Here is a 22,703-nt window from a genome sequence, read left to right as displayed (position 1 = left end):
TTTCGCTCTCCTTCTTTCTTGCTAATTATTTAATTTGTTCAAATGAACATCCATTTGCGGGAAAGGAATAGTAACACCGGCTTTGTCGAGTGCCAGTTTCCCGGCTTCATAAACATCGAAATAAACCTCCCAGTAGTCTTCGGATTTGGCATGCGGCCGAACCGCCAGGTTTACCGAACTGTCAGCCAGTTCGGATACTCCAACAAAAGGAGCAGGATCTTTTAAGACTTTGGGGTGATCGGTCATAATCTTCATTAGCGTATCTTTCGCCTCCTTAATGTTCGACGAGTACGAAATCCCAAACGCCAGGTCTACTCGCAAAACACCCTGCGTGGTGTAGTTCACAATGTCGTTGTTTGAAACTGCCGCGTTTGGAAGGATCACAGTTTTGTTCTCGAAGGTTGTAAGTATGGTTACAAAAATGTGAATCTCCTTAACTTTTCCTTTATGTCCCTGAGACTCGATTAAGTCGCCAACTTTAAAAGGTTTAAAGAGTAAAATCATAACACCTCCTGCAAAATTGGCCAGGGTGCCCTGTAAAGCCAAACCAACGGCCAGACCGGCAGCACCAAGTACCGCAATAAACGATGTGGTTTTCAGTCCTACCATTTCGGCAATACTGATGAGCAGCATAATTTTGAGCAGAATACTTATCAGGCTTCTAAGAAATCCTCGGAGCGAAACATTAACATCGCGTTTTGTCATGATACGATCGGTGGTTTTTACTAAACGTTTAATGATCCACAGACCGATAATCAGAACAATTATTGCCATTACTACCTTGATGCCGTAGACAGCAATAAAATCATAAGCTTTTTCTAAATAATCATGGAATTGTTCATTCATAATGTTTGGTTTTAAAGTTTTTAGAAATTTACGAATAAATATCCGCGAAACAAATGCCTGAAGATTAGGCTCAGAATTACGATCACCATGAAAATATAGTTATTTTTAAAGAACCAACTAAATCTGATATGAAAACAAAAGAAGTAGAAACATCTCCCGGTGAACGCTTATTGTCACTCGATTTTTTTAGGGGATTAACCATGGTTTTGCTTGTTGCAGAAGGGACTCATTTGTGGTCAGTACTATTGCAGGAACCCATTTCGGGAAGTTTCATTGAACCTTTTTTCCGTCAGTTTCATCACCACTCATGGAACGGTTTGCGCTTCTGGGACCTTATTCAACCGTTCTTTATGTTCATCGTTGGGGTGGCCATGCCTTTTTCATACGAAAAGCGGATAAGTCACGGAGACTCAAAAAATAAAATAACAAAGCACATTGTACAACGATCGGTGGTTTTACTGGCTCTGGGCGTAGGCTTGCATTGTGGGTATCGCCGGAAACTGGTTTGGGAACTTTGGAATGTTCTGTCGCAACTGTCGGTTACAATTTTAATTGCCTATTTTTTGATGCGCTACAAATGGGCTACTCAAATTATCGTTTCAATTGCTTTGCTTTTACTCACCGAATTCTTGTACCGGACTTTCCCGGTCGAAGGTTATAATCAGCCCTTTGTTAAGGATCATAATTTCGGAAGTTGGATGGATATGTTACTTATGGGAAAAATCAACAATGGGGGAGGCTGGGTGGCCATCAATTGTATTCCAACTGCGGCGCATACTATTTGGGGTGTTGTGGCCGGGCAACTTTTACGATCCGGAAAATCCAGCGATCAAAAACTCAGATTATTGCTGGTATTCGGTGGCATTTCTCTGTTTGCCGGATATTTATTGGATTGGACCTCGATTACACCCATTATAAAAAGGATCAGTACTTCATCATTTGTATTGGCTTCAGGTGGCTGGGCCTTGCTTTTTCTTGCATTAAGCTACTGGCTTATCGACATGAAAAAACGCAACAACTGGATATTTCCATTTGTTGTTGTGGGTATGAACCCGATTTTCATCTATCTTTTTTTCAATACCGTTGGAACACAGTGGTTCAACGGATTTGTAGCCATCTTCACTCAGGGTTTTCTAAACTGGGTTCAAACACCGGATTTTATTATCGCATTGTTCACCTCATTAACCATACTGGCACTCGAGTGGTGGATGTGTTATTACCTGTATCAGAAAAGAATATTTTTTAGAATATAAGTGAATTTGAATGGAATAACCTGAAGGAATTTCAACATAAATTATCAATAAAATGAGAACAAATCGCAGAACATTTATTCGGACAACAACGGCTGCAGCAGCCGGAACCTTTTTATTATCGCCGGCAATGGCATCAGTTGCGGCTAAAAAATCACCATTTAAAATTTCATTGGCCGAATGGTCCTTTCATAAGGCTTTGTTTGCCAACGAAATGACCAACCTCGATTTTCCAAGGGTCACCAGGGAACTTGGGCTCGAAGGAGTGGAATATGTCAACCAGTTTTTTAAAGACAAAGCCAAGGACGAAAAATACCTTACAGAGTTGAAGAAGATCACTAAAAACGAAGGCGTTAAAAACGTACTGATCATGTGCGACGGGGAAGGAATGGTTGGCCACCCCGACAAAGCAGAACGGGAGAAAACAGTTGAAAATCATAAAAAATGGATCGATGCTGCAGCATTTCTCGGTTGCCATTCTATTCGTGTAAATGCCGGCAGCCGCGGAACTTACGAGGAACAGCAAAAGCTGGCAGCCGATGGTTTGCGCATGTTGTGTGAATATGGCGACACTCAGAAAATAAACGTGATAGTTGAAAATCATGGAGGTTTATCAAGTAACGGAGAATGGCTCGCCGGTGTGATGAAAATGGTGGACCACAAACGAGTGGGTACTCTGCCTGATTTTGGGAACTTTACCATTAACCGGGAAGCCGGAGAGACTTACGATCGGTACAAAGGTGTGGAAATGTTAATGCCTTATGCTAAAGGAGTAAGTGCAAAATCGCATGTTTTTGATCAAAACGGCGATGAGGCAGAAATGGATTATTACCGCCTGATGAAAATTGTGGATGAGGCAGGGTACAAAGGTTTTGTCGGGGTGGAATATGAAGGTTCGGAGCTTCCTGAAAAAGAAGGAGTAATTGCCACCAAAAAATTGCTTGAGAAAGTATTTAAAACATTGTGACCATTTGCAGAAGATCGCGCTTAAGTTTAAACTGGATGTTCCATATAATCAGGGCCTTACGGGTTAATTGATGTTAAATTAAATATCTACCGAAACAAAGCATTTTGGATTGCGTACATACCACATACAACTTTGCAGTAGCAATACGAACTTAAGTGGTTGATTGAAAACATTTAAGACAAAGTTTGAGAGGTCATTAGTTGTTTGTCTTTCAGGAAAGCGGTGATACTGTCACCGCTTTTTTTATAAATCGATTTTGAAAAACTTCGACTCAAAAGGTTTTAATGTAAGTGAACCATTTTCATCACTTTCCCCAATAACATCAACCTGTTCTAAATTGATTTTTTGATTTGTGAGCTCATTTGTCAGATCCAGCGTTGCGTTTTGTCCGTTAATTTCGCGTACCTGGATTGCTGCAGACTTACCATCAGTTGATGGAATGGAATTGATAAGCAAAACATTCTCCGGCCAGCCACTAATAAATGAGGCACTACTTTGTTCGTCGCCTTTGCCTCCACCCGGCAATACTCTGGTTAAAAAAGGGATACGGTTACCCCAGCCAAATTTCACGGCATCCTGTCGATGATTCTCAGCATTGCTCGAAATGGTATAAGTCCACGTATGTCCTCCGCGTTGTTCGGCATTAAAATTAGTTACCCAGTAGTTGTTCATGGGCCATCCAAAAATATGCGTACATTCCGGAGTTGCACCTGCCTTGTATCTGCCCGTGTTAATTCCGCCAAATTGCATCAAGGGAATCTCCTTTGAACTCAAAATAATTTGAGCATCGCTGTTACTTAAACGCGCATAATTTTGCACCGAGTTCCAGTCATTCGATGATCCCGGAATCTGATCAATTCCGGCTCTGATCTCTCCGCCCTGCACATCAAATGCCAAAACACCGTTTTCCAATTGAAAAGGAAATGCAATATAAATTCCTTCCGGATCAGTCACTGATTTTTTCTGGATGGAATAAAATAAATCAATCCGTTTTGTTGTATTGAACAATCTGATCTCAAAAACAAAATCACCGTCGGCAATAGCAGCTTTTGTATTTCCCTTGAAACGAACGGTATTCCAAACCGGATTTTCTTCATAGCCGTCGAACCAAACTTTATCAAGCGATTCGCGTGTGTAGTTATCCAAACGATAAGCTTCCATTTGTGAACGATTATCCAGCCATTCGTAAATGAATTCGCCCAACTGGTATTTTGCTTTCTTATCAACTAACTCTTTATTCAGTTGCTTATCAACCAAACTAGAGATCGTACCTTTTTCGGTGTCGATGATAAGTTTATACCAGTCGTTTTCCATGGTTTCTTGTTCTCCAATACCGAAAGTTTCGGGCCACAGTTCATTTTCTGGAACCTGAATAAAATATTTTTTATAGCCAAAAGCCGGAACATCGTTGGCCCAAATTGCCCAGTATGTTCCATCAGAATGTCGTTCGATTGGTTGCGCATAAGCCTGCTTTCCCGAAGCATCTACTAATTTGAAATTCCGGTTGCGTGGAATGATCTGATGATCGATGTAAACAGCGAATAATCCGCTTCGTTGCCAGTTCAGTGTATTGTACACCAGCAGCGTTGGCACGGTTGCCCGTTCAACATGACTTTGCAACAAGCCCAATGTTTCTTCCCTGATAATCTTTGCTCGTCGTCCGGCTTCCCAGGCATACGATTCTTTCAGTGCACGCTGTTCCATTGTATTTTTTGAAAAAGGCTCGCGAACACTTCCATGGTATCCAACAGTGTGTTCGGTATAGAACAATAGGGCACTGTTTGTTTCATCGGTTTTAAAATCAATATTCTTTGGAAGTTCTGATCCCTGCATTGCTGCCATGGTCAATCCGGCATTATTTGCCATCAGGTCCGTCAGTGCCTCACGGGTGGTGGCAACTTCGCGTGCCGAGGCACCAAATCCATCTGTCCACCAGTCGGGCCAGGCGCCACGAATTACCTGAAACTCCTTACCATGTTTTGCTTCCATTTCTTCGAAGAATTCGGTGGCAGTTGCAGTTTTTAGCTTTGGCCAGGCATATTTCTCGTTCCATTCCCTGATCATATCGGAGGCAAGCATTGATGGCGGGGAATTATCCGTTAGAAATCCGGAATGCTGAATGGAAATGAGATCGTATTGATATCCTTTGGCTTCCAGATTAGTAAGGTATGAAAGCAATTCGTTCTCGAAAACATTAAAATTGCCGGCATGGATTTTAAAAACGGTATTGCCTGTCATGTAATGTTCGGCTCGGTACGCCAGCATTCTTTTTCCCGAAGGCGATTCCCACCAGAATAATGTGGGTTTATCGAATGCAATTAAAGCCCGATGACCGTGTGTTCCCATGTTTAGGTATTTTACCCCCAGGTCGGCGTAATAATCATTCAAACACCAGCCAATTCCGTTCACGTCGTTTTGCATGGCTACTTTTACATCCAATCCATTTTCTTTGAAGTTTTTAATCGGTTGTAACGAAGCTGCAAGAACCTGTTCGTCGGGCAACCCATCGAAATTAAAATACATTCCTGTGAGCTCGATCCGACCTTCTTTTATCCGTTTTTTGAGCCGATCGATCTGCGATTTCGGACGACTGTTTAAATATTCATCAACCGGCCAGGTCGCTTCACAGGTCCAGCGAAATTTAGAGTCATCGGGATAAACATCAGTATTGTCGCAATAATCAAGTGCATAATCGATATACCTCAAATGTTCGGCAAGAATTTCGGTTTGCGGCCGTGTGTAACCAATGTCGGTGTGCGAGTGCTGAACAAAATTCACCCGCCACTTTCGAATCGGTTTTAAACTTAATTGTCCTTCTTCGCTAAAATCGCCAACTTCAAGCCGGTAACCTACTGTAGTTTCATTTTCTACTTTTGGAAGGTTCACTTTCAGGTAGTTGTAACCAAAATTTACATGTTGCTCTTTTACCAGTTTATCCTCGATGTATATTTTTGCGGGTCCGGGATTACCGAAATGCAGAACACCGGCCACTCCCAGTTGAGATTCTTTTCCGTTGTTTTCAACGATTGCCGGGAAGCTTTTAAAACTTAAGCCGTTTTTAATCTCAAATTTAAAAGTCATGTACCACGAAGTCAGGTCGAATCTCCCTCCCCTTACTTTTAAATTCAGGGGCTTACCTTTTTCCAGTTGTTTGGCAGGAACTTTCAGGTACATAAATCCAAAGCGATCCCCGTGTTGATCAATCAGATCTTTGTGAAATGAAAGTGTCATCCCTTCCGGATTTTCGAGTTTCCACTCATCTTTTCCATCCACCCAAAATTCAAAGGTCGGCCTTCCATTAATTTCTAAACTGAAGCTCGCTTTACCGGGCGATGAGCCAAGACCAGCCAACCAAACGAAAGTTACATATTCCTGCTTTAGTTTTTCCGGAACTGCTTCCGTTTGCCATTCCATGCTTGATTTTCCATCGGTTGCGCGAATCAGCAAACATTCTTTTGCCAGGGGAATGGACGAATGGTAGCTAAAATCGTCGCCCGAAATCTTTTTTGAAAAACCATTCACTATTTGAGTATCCCGGAGATCCGGAATTTCAGTATAAACAAAGCTGCTGATAAAACTGAATAATAGGACAAGAATTGTATTTTTCATGATGTCTTATTTTACAAATGCTTTTACAATTTTGACTTCTTCGTCGGATAAATTAATGATTTTGTAGGAGCTTGCAGCTGCCGGAATCACAAATGTTTCGGCATAACTGAACTTCTCAACTGTTCCATACTGTGTTTCAATCTGAATGGATGTTCCTTCCACCAAACTCAGCACATGACATTTATTTTCGGTTTCAATTGTAATGGCAGTTTCCAGATGAATACGGTGAACATCGTATAAGTGTTTTTTGTGGGTGGGCAAATGAAAAAGTTGCCAGCCTTCCCCCTTTTTTAGCAGCATTGGTTTTGAAATGAGTTTATCGGTTACATAGTCTCCTTTTCTGCCAAAGCAAAGATTATCCATTCCGCGTTTTATATTCAGAGGTCGTGGTTTTCCATCAAGATCCGGTCGCAGCCAGTCGTACATTTTAAAGGTGAAAATGTAGGGTGTTGAACTGATCTCGAGTACCAGGTTGTTTTTTCCTGAACCGTGAATTGTTCCAGGTGGAATAAGAAAAAGATCGTGTTTTTTGGCCGGTAATTTCTGAACATACTTTGTAATGTCGATAGCCTGGTTCTCCGTATAACTATCGATTAGTGCCCGTTCAAATTTACCGGGTTGAATATCTTCCTGAAATCCAAGATACACGACCGCATCTTCCTTTGCATCGAGGATGTAATAAGTTTCTTCCTGCGTAAATTCCTCATTGAAAAATTGTTTGGTGTAACTCGTTGTTGGATGACACTGGATGGACAGGTTTCCTCCATCGAAAGTGTCGAGGAAATCGAATCGGATGGGGAATTCAGTTCCATAGACATCAAAAGCTTCACCCAATACATTTTGAGCTTCCTGAAACATCAGGAAATCGAAGGAAAATTCGGCCATCCATCCCGAGCTTTCAAAAACAAGCCCATTTTCGGGGACGATCAGTTCAAATGACCAGGCGTAATTGGACACATCTTTGTTTAATCCGTCGATGTTATTCAGGCACCAGTTGCCACCCCAAACTCCGGGTTCGAACCAGGGGCGAACACGAAAAACGTTCTTACTTATTTTGTGTAGTCCACTGCGCAGATCGCCACCTTTTAACCAGGTAATGTCCTGGTTTCTTTGTGCATCAACAGCAATTTCGATATCCGGTAGCAGATCTTGTTTGTGTTTGTTCAGTACTATCCAATCGATAAAATAAAAACGCTTGTATGTTTCTTTGTTGCTGATCAGCTTTGTCGAACCAATATTTAACGCCGCTTGTGCGCGTGCCCTGAATTGTAGTTCATTTTTTGGCAGATCAAGATAAAGCAGTGCACCTTCAATTCCCGAAAGCGCAGCTCCAACACCATAAATGATGTTGAGATCGGCAGAAGGATTTATTCTAAATGAAGCCAGTTTTTCAGGATCAAAAAAATCAATGAGCGATAATGTGGTACGCTTACCAAACAGGGGGTCGAGTCCTCCTAAAAACGGGGCGATCATCTCCTCGATTTCCTTTTCCGGTATTAAAGCAGCAGAGACATCCATCCAGTTAACAGTCAGCTTGTATCGATCAAACTGTTCCTGTAAATTGTCTTTAAAGTTTTCGAAAAACACACCGATGTAACCATCGATGATGATTGCTTTATGCTGCTTCAGTTCATTCGCGAGGCTCGCAAAACCAGTAAATATCCTGCCTTCACCCAGAGAATGTGTTGGGTAAATCCGGTATTGTTCTTTGGTCCCGTTGTGTCCCTCTACCGGCAATAAATACTGACTACTATTTCTCCAGTTCTTATTCTCCATCTTTTGCATATTCCTCCAGCATTAAAATAGCTTTGTACAACACACCTGCAGATCCGCGGAAGGTTCCCGATCCTTTTGGTTGATTATCAACGGTGTACCATTCGTAAAAACCATCATTCTCCTTTACTCTTTTTACCATGGGTTGAATTTGCTCATAAGCTTCTTTAACGTAACCGTAATTGATCAATTGCTGAATCATTCTTCCTCCAAACCAAGTCCAGTCGCCACCATTCTGGTAACTGTATTCCGGGTTCATTATTTTATTTACGAAAAAGCCATCCGGATACGGTGGATAAAGCGTCAGTCCAATGGAAGCAGCTCCTGCCTGTTTTACCCTTCTTACCATTTCATCGATGGATGTTTTTATTTCGTCTTTGCTCAACAATCCGGCCTCAATGGCAATGGCAGTCCCTCCGAAATAATAGATCTGGTTCTCATCAAAATCGTCGGGAAATGGTGAGCCTTTTTCCAGATAAATGTGGGGGATAAATTTTTGATTGTCTCCGTCCCACAAATATTTGCGGCTGTTTTCAGCTAACTGATCACGAACCGGATCCCACTCCATTCTGGTTTTTGGTAACAATTCCATCAAATTATCGAGAGCTATGATAAACATGGCGTTGTCGTAGATATCGATGGCAGGGTGTGTATTCTGGTCGAGATCGACTCCCCAACCATGTTCAGGCTGAACATCTCCCCAGTCGGCAGTTGTGGCCCCGATTATCAGTCCGTATTTCTTGTTCCACCGGTGTTCGGTCAGAAATTTCATTGCCCATTCCATTCGTTCCGCAACGGACTGGTCTCCCACCATTTCGTAAAGTAAGGTAGTATCGCCGGTAACTTTTATGTATTTGTAAACAGCCTGGATAAGCGAACTTTCCTGATCAGTTTCAACGGTATTTTTATGTGCTGCATAACGGGGCTCCAAATCCGAATAGGTAAAATCGTAATCCACATCAACTTTTTCCCTCGGAGTGAATCCATCGATAATGTTGCCATCTTCACCTTGCATGCGGAAGAATACCAGCAGGTTTTCCTTCAATTCTTCTTTAGGAAAAACTTCAGCCGATAATTCAATAAAAGTATTGTAATCACGAATCCAGACTTCACGGTATCCATCACCGGCATTAAATCCGGTACCGATTATCTCAAGTGCCTTTTGCTTGGTGAAGGCAAAATATTCGTTTTGAAGTATTTGTCGTGAGAGTTCATCATTCTTAGTCGATGAATTCTGACAGGACAGATTAAGAATAATCAAGGCTAAACTGATGTATTTTAGAAACTTGTCTTTCATGTATTTCAATTTTGAGGTACTGTTTTTCCTGATGCGATTCCGTTAAAAGGTTCAATCATCAGTTCAATGTTCCGGAGTTCAGGTTTATCCAGATGTGAGATATCAATTTTTATTACTTTTCTTTCTCCGGGAAACAAGGTGAAGTAATTGTCGCTAAAAAAAACAGGTAAAACCATTTTGCCGGTTGTTTTATCGATGGCCTTAAGCCTTGTGAAAAAGGCGGTTTCATCGGTATTGTTCTCGATTGATGCCAAATATTTTCCCGACGATTCTTTTTCCACTTCTGCGACCAGCTGAACCGGACTAAGTTCTTCCAATTTCTCCATATCTTCCGGTGTACTTTTCAGCCAGTAAAGGTTTTCATCGATTGTTAAACCTTCTTCATTTTTCAATTCTAATCGTAAAAACCAAAGTCCCTCAGGTTTTTCTATATTATCAATCTTTCCTGATACTTCATAACTGTTAGGTTTTACACTGGTGGAATATTCTTCTTTGTTTACCAGCTTTCCGTGCAAATCGAAATAGGAGGCAACAATGTTTAGATTTTTAGCCTCGAAGCAGGTTTGGTTCACAACACAGAAGGAAGAATCATTCAGATTCAGTTGAACATGGACAGGAACCGCTCCATGCTGATAGCCATAGAATCCTCCGTTCTGATCCAAAAAAACATCGTAGAATTGTCCGCGTAATGATGTCCACGGATTTTGATTTTTCCACACCAGCATCCCGGTGTACATGTCCCACATTCCTGCATTAAAACCTTCCTGCAGCGCTCTGTATTGCTCATAATTCACAACTTGAGCCTTTTTGCAGAAATCTTCAATTCCTTTTATTTCCCCAAAATTTTCAATATGATCGCCGTAGCCAATGTATTTGTGGTACTGCCAAACCCGGTTGCCACGGTCATTACGGGGAGGATAAAGGTCTTTCTCGTCCATTATTCTCCGCATGGTTTCAACATTCGGAAGCCCCACAGAACCAAGTTCCGGATTGAAAGGGTAGGAGGGTGTTACAAAAAATCGTAAAGGATCCTGGATCCTGTATGGCCCGTCGCCATTGCCACCAATTGTATTTCGTAAAATGCTGTCGGAAGTGGATTCATTAACGTAATAACGAGTTCCATCGTATTTTGGAAAGATATCATTGGCCAGCGCATCATTAATATCATCAGGTGGAGGAAATTCGTTACCTCCACACCACAGGTACAGGCTCGGATGGTTTCTCAACATTTTTATCTGATCGATCATCGAGGTGAGGAACAGCGAATGATCATCGGGATAAGATCGTCGCCTTTCTTGCGATTCTTTTTTTCTTGGATCGGGCCACCGTCCATTGCAGTCGCCGGTTACCCACAGGTCCTGCCAAACCAGGACGCCGTATTTATCGCATGCTTCATAAAACTCCGGTCGTTCAGTAATCGAACCTCCCCAGATGCGGATCATGTTCATGTTCATCCGGGCGTGCATTTTTACTTCTGCCTCGTATCGCTCGGGCAATAACCTTAACATGGCATCCGAAGAGATCCAGTTACCGCCTTTGATAAATACTTTTTGGCCGTTCACCAGAAAAACACGCCCACCCACTTTTTCATCAAAATAGGTTCCCGTTTCACGAATGCCAAAATTGAGTGTTTCGGTGTCTGAAATTGTGGTGTTTTGGTCGAATGATAATTTTAAACGATAGCGATTCTGTTCTCCCATACTGTTTGGCCACCACAATCCAGGATTATTCATTTTTATTTTTGGAAGTTCCACCAACAAAGTACTATTCGCTTCAATGCTGACCGTTTGTTCCCACTTTTCATTTTCAATCTCTGCAGTTAAAATGCCTTCCTGAATTTTGTTGGATGCATTTACCAGCTCTGCTGAGAGTTCAATAAATGCCGGATCTTGTTTTTCTCCGGGAAATCTTTTCCCCGGAACACTGGTTTTTACATGTGGATGGCGTATATCAACGGCACCGGTTATTTCAATCGAAACCTTGTCCCAAATACCGGTGTTGCGGTCGCGAATTGGTGCCACCCAGTCCCAGCCGGGCGTGTATTGTTGTGTTACCGAACGGGCAATTGTACCATCACCTCCCTGCCCGCCATTGGCCTGTCCCACCGGATTTGGCGGCTCAACCTTTACAGCCAGATTATTTGTTCCGTCTTCAGACAAAAAAGATGTGATTAAATATTTTTCCCGCAAGAACATGCCAGCATGAGTATCTTTATTCACCCGCTTGCCGTTCAGAAATATATTTGCTGAATAGTTAATCCCCCTGAACTTGAGCCACACCTGTTGACCTTCTTCCGGTTTTGGAAGTGAAAATGAATTACGATACCAGAAAGTATAAAAATCAGGACCGGTTTCATAAATATCAGGAATAAGTTCATTGTTCATTCCATAAAATGGATCCGGGACTTTATTATTATGAAGCAAAGTTGTGAGTGCGGTCCCGGGAACAACAGCATCCATCCAGTCGAAAAGCTTAAATCCGGGAGATGTGATTTCGGTTCCATCAACCGGGATTTCATTAGCTCGTTTGGCTTTCCAGTTTTTATTTAAAAGAATTTCCCCGTTTTGTGCCAGCGTTGTTCCGGCAAAAAAGATCAATAGGATTGTGAGAATATTTTTCATTTTTTATCCTTCCTTTTATTCTGTACTCATTGATGGTGGCAGGTCGCCAATACCCCAGTTTTTATTTGCAGTTGAATCCATCTCAAATGTGAGTTTACCGCCATGCATTAAATCTTCCCTGCTTATCCAACAGTTTTCAAGTGTTGCATTGTTGAATTTTACATTCTGAATGTATTTATTACTTGCGGAGTTGTTTGTTGTTTCAAGAACCAAGGATCTATCAGGAGACACTTGTATAGTAACTTTCTTAAACATCGGACTACCGAATTGAAAGCTTGGGTCGGAAGAAGTATGTCCCTGAACATCGAATAATCCCAGTGCCGCCATTACATACCAGGCACCCAGTTGTCCCTGGTCTTCATCCTGACCATATCCGTATCCGTGAAGTGATTCTGTTCCGTAAAATTCATCGCAAATGGTTCTTGTCCAAAACTGCGTTAGCCATGGTTTCCCCGAATAATTGAATAGCCAAGGTTGGTGCAGGCATGGTTGATTGCCCTGGTTGTATAAGGTCTGAACTCCTGAAAAACTATGTATCTCTTTTCCCCCTCCAAAAAGTGATTTTCTGCTTTCGCTAAATGTCTGTTCGAGTCGCTGATTAAAAGTTTCAAGTCCCATTTCCTGTATTAACCCAAGTGGATCGTGAGGAACATACCACGAGTATTGGTAAGCGTTTCCCTCCTGAAAACCATCCCAACCTCTCATCGGATCGAAATCTTTTATAAATTCCCCATTTGGAAGTTTAGGCCGGATAAATTTGGTTTCTGCATCAAATATATTTTTCCAGTATCCGGCTTGTTTCATCAGCTTTTGATAATCATTTTCGTGTCCAAGGCTTTTTGCCATTTGGGCTACTGCAAATGAGCTGAAAGCATATTCAAGTGTATGCGATGCTCCGAAATTGAATACCCATCCATTCGAAATGGTGGTGTCCTGATAAGGCACATATCCAAGATTTACAAAATAACTGAGATCGTATTTTCCGTTTCCCAGGTTGCGGCCCCGGTATTCTGTTTCGTTTTTTAAGGCAGCCTGATACCCGGTTTCGTAATCAAAATCGCGAATTCCGCAATTGTAGGCTGCAGCCATTAACAATCCCTGAAAGTTGGTTTGCACACCATTGGTAAAAACTCCGGCTGCTTCTCCATCGTGCAACCAGCCTGTTTCTTTGTAGAAATCAATGTTCGACTGAACGTATTCAGCCAGATAGTCGGGATAGGCAAGTGCCCAAAGCTGTCCCAGGTTCCAGAATCCTCCCCAGATCCCATCGGTATTATAATGATGGTATTTGGGATTACCGATATCATCCAACGGAATCTGACCAACGCCTTCTCCGTTCAATTTATATTGCCCGTTTACATCGCTTGCCAGTCCCCGGCCAAGAAGGGCATGATACAAACCGGTGTAAAATTTTGTTTTGTTTGCTGTATTTTCATCTTCGACTTTGATTCGGCCTAACATAGCGTTCCACTTTTTGGTAGCAGTCAGGTGAACATCATCAAAGTTTTTTCCGTTTGCTTCGATGTTTAAATTTAACCGGGCATTTTCGATACTTGTATAAGATAGTCCGACCTGCATTTCTACCACATCATTTTCGTTTGTTTTGAATTCGAGGCACAGGCCATTTTTAATTCCCTTAGTTATTTGTGTATTTAATGAAATCGAGTTGTCGGTGAAAGCGGTAACGCTCTCAGGTACTTTATTCAGACGGGCTACAAAATACATTTTCACCCGATTCCCGGGATCGCAGAATTTGGCATATTCGGGATATGTTTCAACATAACCTTCCACCTCATTTTTATTGACAAGGGCGGCGTAGGCCTCTGTCACATCACTGCTTTCGCCTTGTTTATGCCCAACATCAAAAATGAGTTTGGCGCTATCTGAATCGGGGAAAGTGTAGCGGTGAAATCCAACTCGTTCCGTGGCGGTCAGTTCCGCCTTAATTTGGTAATCTTTTAGAAAAACCGAATAATATCCCGGTTCCGCTTTTTCATCTGCTTTATCGAAACGCGAACGGTAACCACTATCCGGATCTTCCAGACTTCCCGGAACTGTTTTTAATTCACCAACAACAGGCATTACAACTACTCCTCCGATTTGAAATTCATGAAAATGGCCAAATCCTTCTATCGATTGGTGTCGGTCATCGTAACCTCCTGGTAGCCAGCTGCCCATGCTCTCGTATGCGTTGGTATGCGGAGCCAGCTTTGCCATGCCAAAGGGTAAAGCCGCCGGGGTATAAAAAAACCATCTGCCGTGTACCGATCCAATCTGCGGATCGACATATTGTACGGCATTATATTGCTCCTGCCTGACTTTTTGAAAGGTGCAAGCATATATAAGAACAAGAGAAAGTAATAGTCCGAAATATCTCATGCTGGTTATTTTTTAAGTGCGATGAATGATAATATCAGCAAATAAACAGAACATCCCACAAGTACAAACATTCCGGCGCTAATGCCGGCAAGGTCAGTAACTTTCCCTATTATTGGAGGAATGAATGCACCTCCGGACACTGCCATGATCATTAATCCGGAAATTTCGTTGGCACGTTCCGCGTACTTTTTAACAGTCACAGAAAAGATCAACGGGAAAATGTTTGATGCTGACATTCCTATTGAAAACATAAGAATAAGGGCGATAAAACTACTTGGTGAGAGAATAAATGCAATTACTGTTATTAAGGTTGCAAGCGTTGAACCGATCAGAAATTTTTTAGCTGATAAACGGGTTAAAAGTAAGGCTCCAAGGAAAGTCCCCAGCATTTTACCAAAAAAGTAAAGACTGCGACCCTGTTTGGCAGGCTCGGCGTCCATTCCCAGTTTATCCATCAAAAATTGCCCCGATGCTGCATTTATCCCGACATCAATTCCCACAACAAAGAAAATTCCGATCACCATTAAAGCAATGTAGCTGATCGACAAGAGTTGCAAACAGGAACCAATTGTTGCTTTCTTTTCTTTCGACAGAGTTTCCTCAATATGTGTAAAGTGCAGCCATAAAACCGAGAATACAGAAACAGCTCCAAAGACAAGGAGGAGAATTTTCCAATCACCAAACCGAACGGCAAAAAATGTAGCCAGGTAAGGCGCTACCATTGAACCGATGGCTTTAACAAATTGAGAAAAACTCAGAAAACTTGAAACACTTTTTGAAGGGACCACATCAATGAGTAGAGGATTGGCCGACACCTGGATGATTGTGTTTCCGATTCCCAACAACGCAAAGCCAAACAGCAAGGTGGGGAAGGAGTAAATAAAAAATGGCAATATGAGTCCCAGGGCGGTTAGAAGCATTCCTATGTTCAGCATGTTCTTTTTACCTATCCGATCCTGCATAATGCCAACGGGAACAGAAAGAATAAAGAACCATGCGAAAACAGCCAGCGGTATAAGTTGAGCAAGAGTATTACTTAATTCAAAATCAGCTTTGGCATTATCGACGCCGATACCTACGAGGTCGCAAAAACTCATTACAAAAAATGAGAGCAGAACCGGAAGAATATAAGTATAGGAAATTTTGTTTTTTGTCATAAAGCTAAGTTTGATTGAATAGTGATTCAAGTTTCAGGAAATTCTCTGTTGAATTGCTTACATTTTTCTAAGTGCAGGCAATACTTTTTCATAGAACTCATCATTTATAAGTGTTGCAGCGCCAATGAACGAAGCGTCTTCTTTCAGTTCCGATACAAAGATTTCCAGTGTTAATCCGTTCTTGTTGAGGTAGTGATTAAAACTATCACCGAATAAGGCATAGGCCCTTGAAATATTTCCACCCATCACAAAAGCTTCTATTCCGAATTTTTCTATCCAGGGATGAAGAAAGATTCCCATTTTCCGGCCAAAATCATCGAACAAATTTCTGGAAGAAATATCGCCGGGAGCCAGTTCTGCAATCTCTTTTACACCTGTCAGTTGTTTCCCTGTGAATTGCTGAAACCGCTTTATCAGCCCGCGTGTTGAAAAATAATCATCCGCAATTCCATCTTCGAAAGGCAGATGCCAAAGGCATCCCTGCTCTGGAACCTCGGCTCCATCTACAATCGGCAGACCATCTTTTATAAATGCAGAACCAAATCCGGTTCCAAGTGTAACAGATAGAGAATGACTACAATTCTTAGCCATTCCAACCTGATCTTCACCTATTGCAAAGGCCGTTGCATCATTAATGAAGCGGATCTTAAAATCCTTTGGAAGGTCGAGATATTTTTTTAGTTCGTTGGGTACATTCAGACCGTAAATATTCTCATATTTCCCGTTTTCGCCTGTCATTAGTGAAATTCCTTCTACATAGTTGAAAGGGCCAGGCATGGCAAAACCGATCCCAACTACATTTTGAGCACCGGCTAATTTCATGCTCTCTCTTATCGTATCTCCCCAAGCTTTTATAATTTTATCAGGCTGGTCGTGGTTATTTAAATCATTTTCTGAATGTGTATTTTTAAGAAGTTGCTTTTTATCCAGATCGTAGGCCTGGCAACTGATGTGGCTTCCGCCTACATCAACTCCAATTGCAAGTCTTTGTTTCATTTTATCTTCTGATTTCTATTGAATAAGTAAATTTTTCTGCCACGTAGAAACCGATATTATACTCAACCGGACGGTTTCCGGGATCGCTGACAAATCTTTCACGAATCAAAACAGGTTCTCCCTGTTTTATATGCAGGCGATTTGCCGTAATCTGTGATGCTATCCTGGCTTTAATCCTTTCGCGCGAAATACTTACCGGAGTCTTGTACTTTTTTTCCAGCAATTCGTAGAGCGGTAAACTGAAATCTTCATTTTCGGAAACTCCAATGCGCGGATGCAGGTAGCTCTCGAAATAAACAAAAGGAGCATTTTCATCTCCACGTAACCGGCTAATGCAAAGTACTTTTGTATTTACCGGAATGTTGAAGAAAGTAGCTATTTTCTCATTTGCCTCCATCCACTCAGCTTTAATCAGGAAATTTCTGAATATGATTCCTTTTTCAGTCATTTCCTGGGTGAAAGAGTGCCAGCTGTTAAGCTGTGTTGTTAAGGTGTTCTCAGCCACTTTGGTTCCAAATCCTTTTTTCCTGAAGATGAGCCCTTCAAATTCCAGTTTATTGGTAGCCTGACGAATGGTATTGCGACTTACTCCCAACAATTTGGCCAGTTCAACCTCCGGTGGCAGAAATTCGCCTTTCTGGTAACGCGGTTGTTCTATCAAATTTCGAAGCAACTCTTCCACCTGGTAGTGCAAAGGAAGTTTGCTGGTGTGATCAATTTCAAGCTTCATTTGTTCAAATGTTCATACATTTGCAAATATACAATTTACCATGGATGTGTTTTAAAGTATTTAGAATATTTTTCGGTAGCATCGTGAATTTGGATCGGTTTTACTTCCCTTATCATTATTTCTGATTTTAACTTTATTTTGTAAAACTGAAAAATCACGTAAACACGTTGAATTATACTCGGAAGTTAATGCCAAAATACATTTAAAGAACACCCAGATATTTGCAAATTCTTCTATGTTATCAATATTAACATATTGTATTTCCGACTAATAATCACTAACTTATACTTACTTACCGTAGAACCGTAACGATTTTCAACACGATTTGTATTCTTTTATGGTGTATCTGCATTCTTTCGGGGCAATATTGTTACTGGAAAAGAAAAACTGATAATACTAACTTTTAAAAAGCAATCAGATGAAAAAACTAACTTTAACTGCAATTATTCTATTAGGAATAATTGTAATCGTACACGCCAAATCCTGGCGCGTAAACAACACTCCTGGCGTAGATGCCGATTTTAACTCTCTAACGGCGGCTAGAGATAGCGCGTCAGCTGGTGATACGCTTTATATCGAAGGCTCCGCTAGCACGTATGGCGATTTTAATATCAACAAAAAGCTCATAATAATTGGTCCCGGATATTTTCTGACTGAAAATGATTCTTCACAGGCGAATAAACTAGATGCTATTATGAATAATGTTCGGATTCAGGCTAATGGAATCATTTTTTCTGGAATTCGTACTACCGGATATATACTTAACCAAGCCAGTAATACTGTTATCACCAGGAACTATGTAACTGATGCAAGTCACGGAATTAGTCTTGCACATGATGTTAATAATATCCACGATGTTGTTGTTAGCCAGAATTTTTGTACTCAAATAATGAAGAACAGGGATGCAAGAGACATACTCATTTTCAATAATATAGTCTCTACGTATATCCTTCTGGGAACTGCTTCTGATGATTTTACGGGTGTTATAAAAAATAATGTGGTTGGCTATTACATTGAAGCTGTTCATGCCGAAATAAAAAACAATATTATTTACAGCGAAAGTAATCCATACAATAGCAATTACATAGGATATAAAATATTAAGCGGAAGTACATTTCAGTATAATCTCTTTGCTGGAGCAACCGTACCCAGTGGAATTGGCAATGTTGCAAATGTGGATATGAGTATAGTGTATACTGATTTTGAAAATCAAAATGTAGATAATGATTTTACTCTAAAAGACGGTTCGCCGGCAGCCGGAGCAGGAGAGAATGGAACAGATTGTGGCGCTTTTGGCGGAGACCAACCTTATGTGCTCTCGGGAATTCCCGGCGTTCCTCATATTTACGAAGCTATCATTCCGACATCTGCATCAAGTGACAGCGGATTAAAAGTATATCTGAAAATAAAAACCAATAACTGATAATAAGCATGAAGACAAAGTGGTTAATAAGAACCGGTCAGACTGTCTTATTTCTATTGCTTCTTCTTAATTTTAAAGTTCCTGATGCTATTGCCAGTACAAATTTAAATTCAGCTTCAGGAGACAATTCTGTAAAGGAGATTAATCAGGAAGTAATTAGAAATATTCAAAGTATTGGTTCTGATAAAATAAGCTTAGAAAGCAACATTGCCAGAATTGAGTATTTCTTCGATACCGATCCGGGATATGGAAATGGAACACCTATTCAGTTTAGTTCGGGTAGTGAAATCACAATTGATGACGCGATACCAGTAAATTCTTTGGAAGAGGGGATCCATATTTTCTTCTTGCGTGTTTGCGACGATCAAGGACACTGGAGCCAGACTCTCAACAAGGTATTCCTAAAAACCAAATTAAAGTCTGATAATGATTATAACATAACCCGGGTGGAGTATTTTTTCGATGCTGATCCCGGATATGGAAAGGGGACAACTGCTGAATTTACATTAAATAGTAATATCATTTTTGATAATAACTGGCCTGGCAGTTCGCTCGAAGATGGAGTTCATATGTTGTACATTCGGGCGCTCGATGAATTTGGACACTGGAGCCAGACTTTTCACCGCTTGTTCCTAAAAACACAAATGCAATCAGATGAGGTGAATATTGAGGAAGTAGAATATTTCTTCGATAACGACCCAGGCATTGGAAATGGTACAAGAATAGCGATTACTCCGGGAGAAAAGATCACAATCGAACAGTTAATCTCCGTTGAAGAATTAGATCCGGGCCTTCACAGTATTAATATCAGGGGCAAATTTGCTGACAATAAATGGGGACAGATATTCCACAGGTCATTTATAAAATATCCATCGTACGATGTTGTAAAAGTGGAATATTATTTCGATGATGATCCCGGCCTTGGTAATGCGATGGATTTACCCATCATTCCTTCAGGGATGGTGATAATCGACGACGTTTTACCCATTAATTCACTTACATCAGGAAATCATACCTTAAACGTGCGTGCATTAAGCGAAAATGGCCAATGGAGCGATGTGTTTACAGCAACCATAACCGTATTTTTAACTGGAATTGATGATCTTGCCTCTAAGAAAGCCTTGGTAAATGTTTATCCAAATCCAACTAATGGGATACTGAATGTTGAGGTAACTAATATAGGAGAGCCTCTTGAATTACAGCTTGTATCAGCTAACGGTTCGGTTTTGCTGAACAGGAAAATTTTTGAGGAAAGTAATACATCGCTGGATTTAGGCTCGTTTACCAACGGGATATATATTCTTAGGTTTCTTTACAAAGATGAGGTTAGAATCCAGAATATCATTTTAAGCAAATAGATTTACCGATAATAAAAACCTGGGTGCAAGTAACTTGATTAGCGTTTTTTCAGGTAGAATGGCAGGTTCGGATCAACTTTTCCGCCACCGCCTCTGCGACCGGTTTCAACTTCAATGTAGTAAACCAGACCAGCACTTATTTGAGTGGTCAACGACAGTCGGCGATTATATTTTAGCAAATCGTCGCTTACGCTGTATGTAAAATTGGGTACTCCGTTTATTATCCCGGAATTAAACATCGTGGCGGTGGCATCAGCCTGGAAAGCCAGTTTATCGGTGATGTCGTAGCTAAAACCAATTCCGAATCCACCGTGAAAAGCCGGCCATTTTTTCTGATCGGAGTTGGAGGTGCCGCGGGCATACAAGACATCTGTTTCAAGTCCAGCATCCGGAGAATCTTTGTAGCTTAGATCGGTTCCTACGAAGGCCACAACCCCCGTGAGTTTTACAAAGGGCTGAAAATTGGATTCGGGTAAGAAAAAGTGTTTGAAGTTGACGGCTAAATTGATCAGGGTGGTGTTGTATTTTATGGCTGATTGGATGTATTTGTCCTGATACTGGTTAAAATAAGGTGTAAGGTAATAATTGTAAAACGGAGGATTATCATTGAAGCCCTTTAAGGTAGAATAATCCACTTCCACACCAAAGAATTCATGTTCCGAGATTTGAAAAAGTACCTCACCTTCGAAACCATATGAAAGTTGCGGGGTAAATCGTTCGGTGCTTTGTGCCGGTGTATTTGCAATTGCATCGGGATGAGGGACATCAGAACTGCCAAATTCGCTGATCAGCATTCCGGAGTTGGCGGCAATCCGAAATCCAATAAGCTGTGCTTTACTGATTCCGGGTAGTGTTATCAGAATGAATAATAAACATATGATCTTTTTGGCATCCATGTATCGTAGTAATAACAACCTTCAAGTTAAGTTGTTTTTCTGAAAAAAGAAAAGAACTTGCGATACAATCTATCGGCGTTCTTTTACTTCTTTTGCATCAACGAGTTTAAAAAGTTTATCGGCGCGTCGAAGAATTGTATCTGTTTGGACCGAAATACGTTGCCCTTTCAACCCTTCTTCCACCGGTTCCAGTTCGAAGCGAATTTCCTCTACTTTTCCCTCGTAAACCCCGGTTGTTGGCCCGGTAACAATAATCTCGTCGCCAACTTTAAGGTTCTTGGTTTCCAGCTTAAATTCGGCCACACCAATTTTTTTGAAGTAGTTGGTAACTTTACCAATGTACAACTTTCGTTTGGTAGCCCGCGAACCGTAATTATGGCTCCATTCGCCCAGGCGCTGGCCAAGATAATAGCCATCCCAGAAACCCCGGTTGAAAACCGATGACAACCGTTTATCCCAGTTTTCAATTCGTTCGTCGGTATAATCTTCATCGAAATAGGCATCAACAGCTTCGCGGTAACACTGCACCACGGTTTTTACGTATTCGGGTGAACGGGCGCGCCCTTCGATTTTAAGGACCGAAACTCCGGCATCGAGAATTTTATTCAGAAAGTGGATTGTTTTTAAATCCTTGGGCGACATAATGTACTCATTCTCGATATCGATTTCGGCACCGGTTTCTTTGTCGGTTACGGTGTAGGCACGTCGGCATGTTTGCAGGCAGGCACCGCGGTTCGCAGATGAGTTCATCTCGTGCAAACTCAGGTAGCATTTTCCACTGGTGGCCATGCAGAGTGCACCATGCACAAACATCTCAATTTTTATCAGTTCGCCGTTCGGGCCTTTTACGTTTTGCTCTTTTATCTGGTTGCTGATCTCCCAAACACGTCCCAGGTTCATTTCGCGCGCGAGAACCACCACATCGGCAAAACTGGAATAAAACTTTACCGCCTCGATGTTGGTGATGTTTACCTGGGTGGAAATATGTACTTCGAGATTAATGGACCGGGCGTACTGAATAACAGAAATATCGGCAGCAATAACAGCGGATACCCCGGCTTCTTTGGCAGCATCAAGTACCTCGTGCATTTTATCCAACTCGCCATCGAAAATTTCCACGTTCATGGTCAGGTAGGTTTTTACCTTGTTTTCGCTGGCAATACTCACAATTTTACGCAGATCGTCGAGGTTAAAATTATTGGATGAGCGCGATCGCATATTTAGGTTTTCCACCCCAAAATACACCGATCCGGCTCCTCCCTGAATAGCTGCCATTAACGATTCGTACGAACCGACCGGCGCCATTATTTCCACTTCTCGTCGTTTCATTCTGATAAAATTTGCGGCGCAAAGTTATTGAACTTTTTGATATTGAACTTCCCCGGAGTTTGAAACTTTGGA

The 22,703-nt window shown here is 41.4% G+C and carries 15 protein-coding genes; 4 read left to right on the top strand and 11 right to left on the bottom strand.

Features of this window, described 5'->3' with window-relative positions; translation table 11 throughout:
• Positions 1 to 21: 21 nt before the first annotated feature.
• Positions 22 to 846, bottom strand: coding sequence for a mechanosensitive ion channel family protein (locus tag WFY05_RS04690; RefSeq protein ID WP_340111572.1), 825 nt, complete (start codon positions 844 to 846; stop codon positions 22 to 24).
• A 128-nt stretch (positions 847 to 974) separates the two neighbouring features.
• On the opposite strand from WFY05_RS04690, the gene WFY05_RS04685 reads away from it, so the two are divergent.
• Together WFY05_RS04685 and WFY05_RS04680 are read left to right on the top strand one after the other, a co-directional pair.
• Entirely contained in the window at positions 975 to 2,099 is a 1,125-nt protein-coding gene (locus WFY05_RS04685; protein WP_340111571.1) for an acyltransferase family protein, read from the top strand.
• Positions 2,100 to 2,151: 52 nt separating this feature from the next.
• Entirely contained in the window at positions 2,152 to 3,063 is a 912-nt protein-coding gene (locus WFY05_RS04680) for a sugar phosphate isomerase/epimerase family protein (protein WP_340111570.1), read from the top strand.
• Positions 3,064 to 3,306: 243 nt separating this feature from the next.
• Here WFY05_RS04680 and WFY05_RS04675 read toward each other — a convergent pair whose 3' ends face one another.
• The 8 genes from WFY05_RS04675 to WFY05_RS04640 are packed head-to-tail and all read right to left on the bottom strand — an operon-like array spanning position 3,307 to position 17,625.
• Positions 3,307 to 6,672 (bottom strand): glycoside hydrolase family 38 N-terminal domain-containing protein, encoded by a 3,366-nt coding sequence (locus tag WFY05_RS04675; RefSeq protein ID WP_340111569.1) that lies wholly within the window; start codon positions 6,670 to 6,672, stop codon positions 3,307 to 3,309.
• A 6-nt stretch (positions 6,673 to 6,678) separates the two neighbouring features.
• Positions 6,679 to 8,448, bottom strand: a complete 1,770-nt coding sequence (locus WFY05_RS04670) for a class I mannose-6-phosphate isomerase (protein WP_340111568.1) — start codon at positions 8,446 to 8,448, stop codon at positions 6,679 to 6,681.
• The gene (locus WFY05_RS04665; protein ID WP_340111567.1) at positions 8,438 to 9,742 is read right to left on the bottom strand and encodes a glucosidase family protein; all 1,305 of its coding nucleotides are present in this window, start codon (positions 9,740 to 9,742) and stop codon (positions 8,438 to 8,440) included. Before WFY05_RS04665 ends, WFY05_RS04670 begins: the two co-directional genes overlap by 11 nt.
• A 5-nt stretch (positions 9,743 to 9,747) precedes the next feature.
• A complete protein-coding gene (locus WFY05_RS04660; protein WP_340111566.1) occupies positions 9,748 to 12,363 on the bottom strand; it encodes a glycoside hydrolase family 2 protein in 2,616 nt (871 codons plus the stop codon).
• Between the two features lie 15 nt (positions 12,364 to 12,378).
• Positions 12,379 to 14,742 carry a GH92 family glycosyl hydrolase gene (locus WFY05_RS04655; protein ID WP_340111565.1) on the bottom strand — a complete coding sequence of 788 codons (2,364 nt, stop codon included), beginning with the start codon at positions 14,740 to 14,742 and terminating at the stop codon, positions 12,379 to 12,381.
• A gap of 5 nt (positions 14,743 to 14,747) precedes the next feature.
• Positions 14,748 to 15,899, bottom strand: a complete 1,152-nt coding sequence (locus tag WFY05_RS04650; RefSeq protein ID WP_340111564.1) for an MFS transporter — start codon at positions 15,897 to 15,899, stop codon at positions 14,748 to 14,750.
• A gap of 57 nt (positions 15,900 to 15,956) precedes the next feature.
• Positions 15,957 to 16,895, bottom strand: coding sequence for an ROK family protein (locus WFY05_RS04645; RefSeq protein WP_340111563.1), 939 nt, complete (start codon positions 16,893 to 16,895; stop codon positions 15,957 to 15,959).
• Between the two features lies 1 nt (position 16,896).
• Positions 16,897 to 17,625, bottom strand: coding sequence for a GntR family transcriptional regulator (locus tag WFY05_RS04640; protein WP_340111562.1), 729 nt, complete (start codon positions 17,623 to 17,625; stop codon positions 16,897 to 16,899).
• A 418-nt stretch (positions 17,626 to 18,043) separates the two neighbouring features.
• Between WFY05_RS04640 and WFY05_RS04635 the strand changes: the two genes are divergently transcribed.
• Entirely contained in the window at positions 18,044 to 19,048 is a 1,005-nt protein-coding gene (locus tag WFY05_RS04635; RefSeq protein ID WP_340111561.1) for a right-handed parallel beta-helix repeat-containing protein, read from the top strand.
• Positions 19,049 to 19,056: 8 nt separating this feature from the next.
• Complete coding sequence (locus tag WFY05_RS04630; protein ID WP_340111560.1) at positions 19,057 to 20,406, top strand: T9SS type A sorting domain-containing protein; 1,350 nt, start codon at positions 19,057 to 19,059, stop codon at positions 20,404 to 20,406.
• A 38-nt stretch (positions 20,407 to 20,444) separates the two neighbouring features.
• On the opposite strand, the gene WFY05_RS04625 is transcribed toward WFY05_RS04630, so the two are convergent.
• Together WFY05_RS04625 and WFY05_RS04620 are read right to left on the bottom strand one after the other, a co-directional pair.
• The gene (locus tag WFY05_RS04625) at positions 20,445 to 21,320 is read right to left on the bottom strand and encodes a hypothetical protein (protein ID WP_340111559.1); all 876 of its coding nucleotides are present in this window, start codon (positions 21,318 to 21,320) and stop codon (positions 20,445 to 20,447) included.
• Between the two features lie 51 nt (positions 21,321 to 21,371).
• On the bottom strand, positions 21,372 to 22,631 hold the full coding sequence (locus tag WFY05_RS04620; protein ID WP_340111558.1) for a peptidase U32 family protein: 1,260 nt from the start codon (positions 22,629 to 22,631) through the stop codon (positions 21,372 to 21,374).
• Positions 22,632 to 22,703 lie beyond the last annotated feature (72 nt).

The organism is Maribellus mangrovi (genome assembly GCF_037646455.1).
In the GTDB taxonomy this organism is placed as follows: Bacteria; Bacteroidota; Bacteroidia; order Bacteroidales; family Prolixibacteraceae; genus Draconibacterium; species Draconibacterium mangrovi_A.
Note: the sequence above shows the minus strand (reverse complement) of the source record. Positions and strands in the feature narration are given on the sequence as shown.